Annotated in this window: 9 protein-coding genes; 4 read left to right on the top strand and 5 right to left on the bottom strand. The window is 71.7% G+C overall.

What is annotated here, in order from left to right; translation table 11 throughout:
• Window positions 1-254: BON domain-containing protein (locus tag A612_RS12920; RefSeq protein WP_019374887.1), on the top strand; the 254-nt coding region annotated here is incomplete at its 5' end.
• An 81-nt stretch (window positions 255-335) separates the two neighbouring features.
• Here the strand turns inward: A612_RS12920 and coaD are convergent.
• Genes coaD through A612_RS12900 form a run of 4 tightly spaced genes read right to left on the bottom strand, consistent with a single transcriptional unit; the run spans window position 336 to window position 4,335 of the window.
• Window positions 336-824: a pantetheine-phosphate adenylyltransferase gene (gene coaD, locus A612_RS12915; protein WP_019374886.1), complete on the bottom strand. Its 489-nt coding sequence runs from the start codon at window positions 822-824 to the stop codon at window positions 336-338.
• 32 nt (window positions 825-856) lie between these two features.
• Window positions 857-1,483, bottom strand: a complete 627-nt coding sequence (gene rsmD / locus A612_RS12910; protein ID WP_040436863.1) for a 16S rRNA (guanine(966)-N(2))-methyltransferase RsmD — start codon at window positions 1,481-1,483, stop codon at window positions 857-859.
• Window positions 1,480-2,823 carry a M16 family metallopeptidase gene (locus tag A612_RS12905; protein ID WP_040436864.1) on the bottom strand — a complete coding sequence of 448 codons (1,344 nt, stop codon included), beginning with the start codon at window positions 2,821-2,823 and terminating at the stop codon, window positions 1,480-1,482. The genes rsmD and A612_RS12905 overlap by 4 nt, the downstream gene beginning before the upstream one ends.
• A 48-nt stretch (window positions 2,824-2,871) precedes the next feature.
• Complete coding sequence (locus A612_RS12900) at window positions 2,872-4,335, bottom strand: M16 family metallopeptidase (protein WP_040436861.1); 1,464 nt, start codon at window positions 4,333-4,335, stop codon at window positions 2,872-2,874.
• A 29-nt stretch (window positions 4,336-4,364) separates the two neighbouring features.
• Here A612_RS12900 and ftsY point away from each other — a divergent pair, with 29 nt between their 5' ends.
• A complete protein-coding gene (gene ftsY / locus A612_RS12895) occupies window positions 4,365-5,513 on the top strand; it encodes a signal recognition particle-docking protein FtsY (protein WP_040436860.1) in 1,149 nt (382 codons plus the stop codon).
• Between the two features lie 5 nt (window positions 5,514-5,518).
• On the opposite strand, the gene cutA is transcribed toward ftsY, so the two are convergent.
• Window positions 5,519-5,863 (bottom strand): divalent-cation tolerance protein CutA, encoded by a 345-nt coding sequence (cutA, locus tag A612_RS12890; protein ID WP_040436859.1) that lies wholly within the window; start codon window positions 5,861-5,863, stop codon window positions 5,519-5,521.
• A 146-nt stretch (window positions 5,864-6,009) separates the two neighbouring features.
• On the opposite strand from cutA, the gene rpoH reads away from it, so the two are divergent.
• Together rpoH and A612_RS12880 are read left to right on the top strand one after the other, a co-directional pair.
• A complete protein-coding gene (rpoH, locus tag A612_RS12885; RefSeq protein ID WP_019374880.1) occupies window positions 6,010-6,948 on the top strand; it encodes an RNA polymerase sigma factor RpoH in 939 nt (312 codons plus the stop codon).
• A gap of 134 nt (window positions 6,949-7,082) precedes the next feature.
• The coding region (locus A612_RS12880) for a Bug family tripartite tricarboxylate transporter substrate binding protein (protein ID WP_019374879.1) at window positions 7,083-8,000 on the top strand (918 nt) is incomplete at its 3' end.

Genomic DNA, 8,000 nt, shown 5'->3' with positions numbered 1-8,000 from the left:
GCTGCTCGGTGGCCCGCCAGCAGCAGACCGTCGGCGAATACGTCGACGACGCAGGCATCACCACCGCCATCAAGGCCAAGATGGCCGAGGACAAGACCGTTGCCGCCACCTCGATCAGCGTGGAGACGCTCAACGGCACGGTGCAGCTCTCGGGCTTCGCCAAGTCCCAGGCCGAGAAGGACCGCGCCGAAGCCATCGCGCGCAACACCAAGCATGTGCGCAACGTGCGCAACAGCATCGTGGTGCGCCCCTGAGGGAAGCGCGCCTTGCAGGAGCGCCGCCTTCGGGCGGCGTTTTTGTGCCTGCCCGCCGCACAGCTGCAGCGGGCACGGCGTTCAGCCGCGCCGCAGCCGCACGCGCAGGGCGTCTTCTACCTCCGGCGAGACGAACTTGTCGACCTCTCCGCCAAGGGAGGCGATCTCGCGCACGAAGGTGCTGCTGATGAACTGGAACTTGTCGCTGGGCGTGAGGAACACCGTCTCGACCTCCGGCATGAGGTGGCGGTTCATGCCGGCGAGCTGGAACTCGTAGTCGAAATCGGTCACGGCGCGCAGCCCGCGCACCATGGCCTTGGCGCCGCGCGCGACGATGAAATCGCGCATCAGGCCAGAAAAACTCTCCACCCGTACCTGCGGGTAGCCGCGCACGGCGTGGCGCACCATGGCGATGCGCTCGTCCAGGCTGAACAGGGTCTTCTTGTGGTGCCCGGCCGCCACGGCGACGATCAGCTCGTCGAACAGCTGGGCGGCGCGGTGCACCACGTCCTCGTGGCCGAGCGTGATCGGATCGAAAGTGCCGGGATAGACGGCAAGCACGTGCGGCATGGCGGTGACAGTAGGGTGCCGGGATGCGGGGATTATGCAGCCCGCCCGGCAGGGCGCAGCAGGTGGGCATGCACGGCGCCCGCCTTGAGGTGGCGGTGCACGGCCAGGCCGAGCGCAGCGAGCGCGTCCTCGCTCCAGCGCCGCGGCGCCTCCAGGTAGGCAAAGCCGTCGGGCGCGAGGGCGCGGGCTGCCGCCTGCAGCGCCGGCTCGAAGCAGGCCTCCTGCCCGAACGGTGGGTCGAGCAGCACCAGGTGCAGGCTGCCCGGCACGGCGGTGCGCAACGCCGCCAGCCCGTCGCCGCGCTGCACGCGCACCTGCGCGGCGCCCAGGCGCTCTGCCGTGCGCACGAGCGCCGCCGCCAGGCCCGCGTCCTGCTCGACCAGCAGCACCGGCGCCGCGCCGCGCGAGGCGGCCTCCAGGCCCAGCGCCCCGGTCCCGGCGAAGGCGTCCAGGCAGTGCCAGCCCGTGAGGTCCTGGCCCAGCCAGTTGAACAAGGTCTCGCGCACCCGGTCGGGCGTCGGGCGCAGGCCCGGCCGGTCAGGCACGGGCAGGCGCCTGCGCTTCCACTGGCCGCCGATGATGCGCACCTCGCCCGGCGCCTGCGCGGGAGCGCGCGGTGCGCGGGGGGCCGCCGTGGCCCGGCGCGTCCGCCCGCTCATGGCCGGCCCGCAGCCGGCTGCGCCCCGACGGTGACCGTGACCATCCGGTCGGGCTGCAGCTTGCGCTGCAGCGCCGCGCGGATATCCGCCACGGTGAGTGCCTCCACGCGCTCCGTCCAGTGTTCCAGGTAGTCCAGCGGCAGGTCGTTCCAGGCGATGTTGACCACATTGGCCAGCAGTTTCCGGTTGCTGTCGATGCGCAGCGCAAAGCCGCCCACCAGGTTGTCCTTGGCGGCGCGCAGCTCGGCCTCGGTGGGCCCCTCGGCAACGAACCGCTCGAGCACCTCGCGGCTGAGCTGCGTCGCCTGCAGCGCCTGGTCCGGCCGCGTCTGCAGCCCCACGGCAAAGGCGCCGGCCTGCAGGCCGGGAGAGAACTGGCTGTACACGCCGTAGGTGAGCCCGCGCTTCTCGCGCACCTCGGTGGTCAGGCGCGAGGTGAAGCCCCCTCCGCCCAGGATGTGGTTGCCCACCAGCAGCGCCAGGAAGTCCGGGTCGCGCCGTGCGAAGCCCGGCTGGCCGATCAGCACGTGCGCCTGCGCCGAAGCGAAGGGGATGTCGATCTGGTGGCCCTGGGCGAGCGGCTGCACCTGCGGCAGCTCCGGCAGCGGCGCGCAGTCCTGCGGGCGGGTGTCCGGCAGGCGCGCGAGCAGCGCCTGCACGAGGGCCTGGGCCTGGGCGCGGTCCACCGCGCCGACGATCGCCACGCGCGCGCGGCAGGGCAGCAGATAGCGTGCCTGGAAGGCCCGCAGGTCTGCCACGTCGATGCGCTCCAGCGTCTCGGCGGTGGCGAACTGGCCATACGGATGCTCGCCGAACACCGCGCGGTGAAAGGCCTTGACCGCCGCCGTGCCGGGGCGGGTATCGGCTTCCCGGATGGCAGCCTGCCAGCGTGCCCGCTCGCGCTGCCACACGGAGTTGGCAAACTCCGAATCGCCGAGCTGGCGCGCCGCCAGCCGCACTGCGCGCGCCAGCAAGTCCGGCTCGGTGAGCGAGCGCAGCGAGAACGCCAGCGCGTCGCGCTCGGCACCGGCGTCGAAGGCGGCCCCCAGGTCGGCCCAGGCCTCCCCCAGGTCGTTCTCGTCCATGGCGGGCTCGTCCGGGCCGCCCGCGCGCACGCCCTTGCTGCTCATCAGCGCGAAGGCGCTCGCCAGGCCGGCCTGCGCCGCCGGGTCGCGGCGCGTTCCCGCGTCGAAGTCCACCTGCACGTCGACCATCGGAATGGCCGGGCTGTGCACCAGCCAGACGCGGGCGCCGTTCGCCTCACTCCAGTGCTCAATGGGCAGCAGCGCCCACGCCGAAGGCAGCTGCAGCAGCGCCAGCAGCACGAGTGCGCGGCGCATGAAGGCAATCAGGGGGTTGGTGTTCACGGCATTCCTCTTCGCCAAACATCAGTGCACGCGCCCGTCGGCGCCCTCTGCGGCGGCGGGCGGCGGCGTGCTTTCCGCCCCGGGCGCGCGCGGCTGGGGCACGAGCGTGGCGACGGTCAGGCGGTCGTCACCGAAGTAGCGCGCCGCCACCGACTGCACCTGCGCGGGCGTCACGCCACGCAGCAGCCGCAGCAGCCGCTCGTCCGCATCCAGCGGCAATTCCTGCACCCAGTTGCTGCCCAGGTCCATGGCCTGCGCCTGCAGGGAATCGCGGGCGTAGACCGTGGCCGCCGCCCACTGGGTGGTCACGCGCGCCAGCTCCGCCGCGCTCACGCCCTCGCGCGCGACGCGCTCGACCTCCGCGCGCAGCGCCCGCTCCACGTCCTCGGCGCGCTTGCCCGCGGCCGGCACGCCCGTGAGCAGGAACAGGCCCGGCCCGCGCCCGACCACCGAGGCGTCGCTGCCGGCGTTGTCCGCCACGCGATCGGCCCCTTGCGTGAGGCTGCGTTGCAGCCGCGCGCCGTCGTAGCCACTGAGCACCGCCGACAGCGCCAGCAGGGCCAGCGCGTCGCGGTCCGATGCGTCCAGGCCGTCCACCCGCGCCAGGCGCGGCACATGGAAGGCCAGCGCCACATAGGCCTGGTCGGCCGGCGCCTTGAAGTGGATGCGCTTGAGGCCCTTCTGCTCGGGCTCCTCGCGCGGCTTGCGCGCCGGCAGGGCACGCGCCGGAATGCGGCCGTAGGTCTGCTGCGCCAGGGCCAGCACCTCGGCCGGATCCACATCGCCCGCCACCACCACCGCCGCGTTGGACGGCGCGTACCAGCGCGCATGGAAGGCGCGCACATCGTCCGGCGTCATGGCGTCCAGGTCGCTCATCCAGCCCACCACCGGCCGGCGGTAGGGCGAGGCGATGAAGGTATGGGCGAAGAGCTGCTCGATCAGCGCGGCGCGCGGCTGGTCCTCGGTGCGCATGCGGCGCTCCTCCTTGACCACCTCGATCTCGCGCCGGAATTCCTCGTCGGGCCACTGGTTGTGCTCGAAGCGGTCGGCCTCCAGGCGCATCACGTCCGCCAGCCGGTGGGCCGGGATCTGCTGGTAGTAGCCCGTGTAGTCGCGGCTGGTGAAGGCATTTTCCTGCCCGCCCAGCGCAGCCACGCGGCGCGAGAACTCGCCCGGCGGCACGCTTTTCGAACCCTTGAACATCATGTGCTCGAGCACGTGCGCCACGCCCGAGGTGCCGTCCACCTCGTCCATGGCGCCCACGCGCAGCCAGACCATGTGCACCGCCGTGGGGGCGCGCCGGTCGGGCTGCACGATGAGCTGCATGCCGTTGGCCAGGGTGAACTGCTGGGCACCGCTGGCCGTGGCGGCCTGGAACGGCCGGGCGAGCGGCGCCGGCGCCGCGGCAGCGGGCGGTGGGGAGGGCGGCTGGGCCAGCGCCGGCACGCCTGCCAGCAGGGCCATGAGGGAAAGAGCGCGTTTCATAGAATGGCTGCGATTCTAAGAACCCGCCAATGTTCAGCTTCTTCAAGAAAAAAACCTCCGCCCCCGAAACGGCTGCGCCCCCGCCCGCCCCTGCCGCGACGGGCGCGCCTGCCACACCAGTCCCCGCAGCCGCCGGGCCTGCTGCGACTGCGGCGGCCCCGGGCTCGGGTGCCATGGCCTGGCTGAAGAAATCCTTCGGCGCCGGACCGGACGCGCAGCAGGACGCCGCATCCGCGGCCGTGCCCGAACCCGCCGACAAGCCCCTGCCCGAGGCGGCGGCGCGCCAGAACTGGATCGAGCGGCTGCGCTCCGGCCTGCACAAGACCGGCACCAGCATCGCCACGGTCTTCACCGGCACGAAGATCGACGAGGCGCTCTACGAGGAGCTGGAGGACGCCCTGCTCATGGCGGATGCCGGCGTCAAGGCCACGCAGCACCTGCTCTCCGACCTGCGCCGCCGCGTCAAGGAGACCAAGGCGACCGAGCCCGCCGCCGTCAAGGCGCTGCTTGCGGATGCGCTGGCCGACCTGCTGCGCCCGCTGGAAAAACCGCTGGTCATCGGAGAGCACACCCCTACCGTGATCATGGTCGCGGGCGTGAACGGCGCCGGCAAGACCACCTCCATCGGCAAGCTCACCCGCCACCTGGCGGACCATGGCCAGAGCGTGCTGCTGGCCGCCGCCGACACCTTCCGCGCCGCCGCGCGCGAGCAGCTCGGCGTCTGGGCCACGCGCAACACGGTCGAGATCATCAGCCAGGAAGGCGGCGACCCCGCCGCCGTCAGCTTCGACGCCGTCAACGCCGGCCGGGCACGCGGCAAGGACGTGGTGCTGGTGGACACGGCCGGGCGCCTGCCGACCCAGCTGCACCTGATGCAGGAACTCTCCAAGATCCGCCGGGTCATCACCAAGGCCGAGCCCAGCGCCCCGCACGAGGTGCTGCTGGTGATCGACGGCAACACCGGCCAGAACGCGCTCGCCCAGGTGCGCGCCTTCGACGAGGCGCTGCAGCTCACCGGCCTGATCGTGACCAAACTCGATGGCACGGCCAAGGGCGGCGTGCTGGCGGCGATCGCGCAGGAGCGCCCCGTGCCGGTCTATTTCATCGGCGTGGGCGAGCGGGTGGAAGACCTGCAGACCTTCGACGCGCGCGAGTTCGCGCAGGCGCTGCTGGCCTGAAAGCCTCAGTCGCCGGGCGCGGCCTGCACCTGCTCGGTCACCCACTGCGCATAGTCTTCGCTGGCCTGCACCGGCTGGGCCAGCAGTTGCGGGACCTCGTAAGGATGCTGGGCGCGCAGCCAGGCGCACAGGGCAGGCGCAGCATGCGCCGTCGTCTTACACGCCAGGCGCCACTCGGCCTCGTCATGCGGGCGGCCCTTCCAGACATAGTGGGAAGCGATCTGCTCGACCTGCACGCAGGCCGCGAGGCGCTCGCCGACGGCCCCGGCAGCGAGGCGCTGCGCATCGGCGGCGCTGGCCACGGTGGTCGTCACCATGAGCACGGTGGCGGGAAAAGGGGCTGGGTGCATGCCTGCAGTGTGGCACACCGCCCCGCTTTTCGCATCCCGCCCCTGCCGCGGGCGGGGAACTTTGGGATTAGCACTCTATCCAATCGAGTGCTAACATGAACCAACGAAATTACCAAAACGATCCACATCACGAAAGGACCAACGCCATGACCCTCCAGGCTGCCCCTTCCGCGAGCAATTCGCTGGCGCCCGCCAGCGCATGGGCCGTCGTGCCCCCGCTGGGCAATCTGGACGCCTACATCACTGCCGTCAATCGCCTGCCGCTGCTCACGCACGAGGAGGAGCAACGCTATGCGCGCCAGCTGCGCGACGAGGGCAGTGTCGAGGCGGCCGGCCGGCTGGTGCTCTCGCACCTGCGACTGGTGGTCTCGATTTCGCGCCAGTACCTGGGCTACGGCCTGCCGCACGGCGACCTGATCCAGGAGGGCAATGTCGGCCTGATGAAGGCCGTCAAGCGCTTCGATCCGGACCAGGGCGTGCGGCTGGTGAGCTACGCCATGCACTGGATCAAGGCCGAGATCCACGAGTACATCCTGAAGAACTGGCGCATGGTGAAGGTGGCGACCACCAAGGCCCAGCGCAAGCTGTTCTTCAACCTGCGCTCCATGAAGCAGGGCTTCAAGGCCGAGGCGCTGGATGCCGATACGCATCGCGAGACCCTCTCGGAGCAGGAAATCGACCTGATGGCCGAGCAGCTGAACGTCAAGCGCGAGGAGGTCATCGAGATGGAGACGCGCCTGTCGGGCGGCGACATCCTGCTCGACCCCTCCCCCAGCGACGACGGCGAGCAGGCCTTCGGCCCCATCGCTTACCTGGCCGACCCGCGCCACGAGCCCACCGCGATGCTCGAGTCGCGCCAGCGCGACCGGCTGGCGACGGACGGGATTGCCCAGGCGCTCGACACCCTCGATCCGCGCAGCCGGCGCATCGTCGAGGAACGCTGGCTGCACGTGAACGACGATGGCTCGGGCGGCATGACGCTGCACGAGCTGGCGGCCGACTACGGCGTGAGTGCCGAACGCATCCGCCAGATCGAAGTGGCGGCAATGAAGAAAATGCGCAAGGCCCTGGCCGAGTACGCCTGAGCTCGGGCGACCTTCCCGCGCGCGGTCCCATAATCCGGGCGCGCATCCCCTTCGCGACGGGGATGCGCGCCCGGATTCATTTCTGCGGCCGGCCGCCCCGCGCCGCCGGTCCGACCACCACAGGAGACCCTTCCATGCCTCGCCCCTCCCCCGCCCGACGCAGCCTGCTCGCCCTTGCCGCACTCGGCCTGTCCGCCAGCTGCGGTCTGGCTGCCGCCCAGGGTGCGCCCGCCACGCCGGGCTGGCCGACCAAGACCGTGCGCATCATCGTCGGCTTCCCGGCAGGTTCCTCGCCGGACCTGACGGCGCGCACCTTTTCGGAGCCGCTGGCCAAGGTGCTGGGCCAGCCCGTCATCGTGGAGAACAAGGTCGGCGCGGGCGGCAACATCGGCGCCGACGCCGTGGCCAAGGCGCGCGACGACCACACCATCGGCCTGTTCATCAACGGCAACCTGACCATCGCCCGCCTGATCAATCCCCAGGTGCCCTACGACCCGGCGCGCGACTTCGCTCCGCTGACCCTGATCGGTGTCTCGCCGCTGGTGCTGACCGCGGCCGTCGGGCAGTCGGACGTGCCGGCCAGCGGCGACGCCCGCGCCTTCCTGGAGGCCGCGCGCAGCGCCGGCGACCGCTGGAGCTACGGCACGCCCGGCGTCGGCACCGTGGGCCACCTGGGCACGGAACTGCTCAAGGCGCGCACCGGCATCGACCCGGTGCACGTGCCCTATCCCGGCTACCCGCAGGTCGCCACCGCCATGGGCGGCGGCCAGCTGCAGATGGCCCTGCTGCCGCCGGCGCTCGCGCTGTCGCAGGAGCGCGCCGGCAAGCTCAAGCGCATCGGCGTGACTTCCGCCGGGCGCAGCACCCTGGTGCCGGAGGTGCCGAGCCTGTCCGAGGCCGGTGTGCGCGATTTCGAGTTGGAGATCTGGAATGCCTTTGCCGCGCCCGTCGGCATGCCGGCGGCGGTGCGGGCCCGCCTGTCCACCGTCCTCAGCGAGATCGCGCGCACTCCCGAAGTGCGCGAGAAGCTGTTCCAGCAAGGCTGGCAGGCG

The organism is Melaminivora alkalimesophila, from assembly GCF_000282995.1.
GTDB lineage: Bacteria > Pseudomonadota > Gammaproteobacteria > Burkholderiales > Burkholderiaceae_C > Melaminivora > Melaminivora alkalimesophila.
The sequence above is the reverse complement of the archived record's forward strand: the minus strand, read 5'-3'. Positions and strand labels throughout refer to the sequence as shown.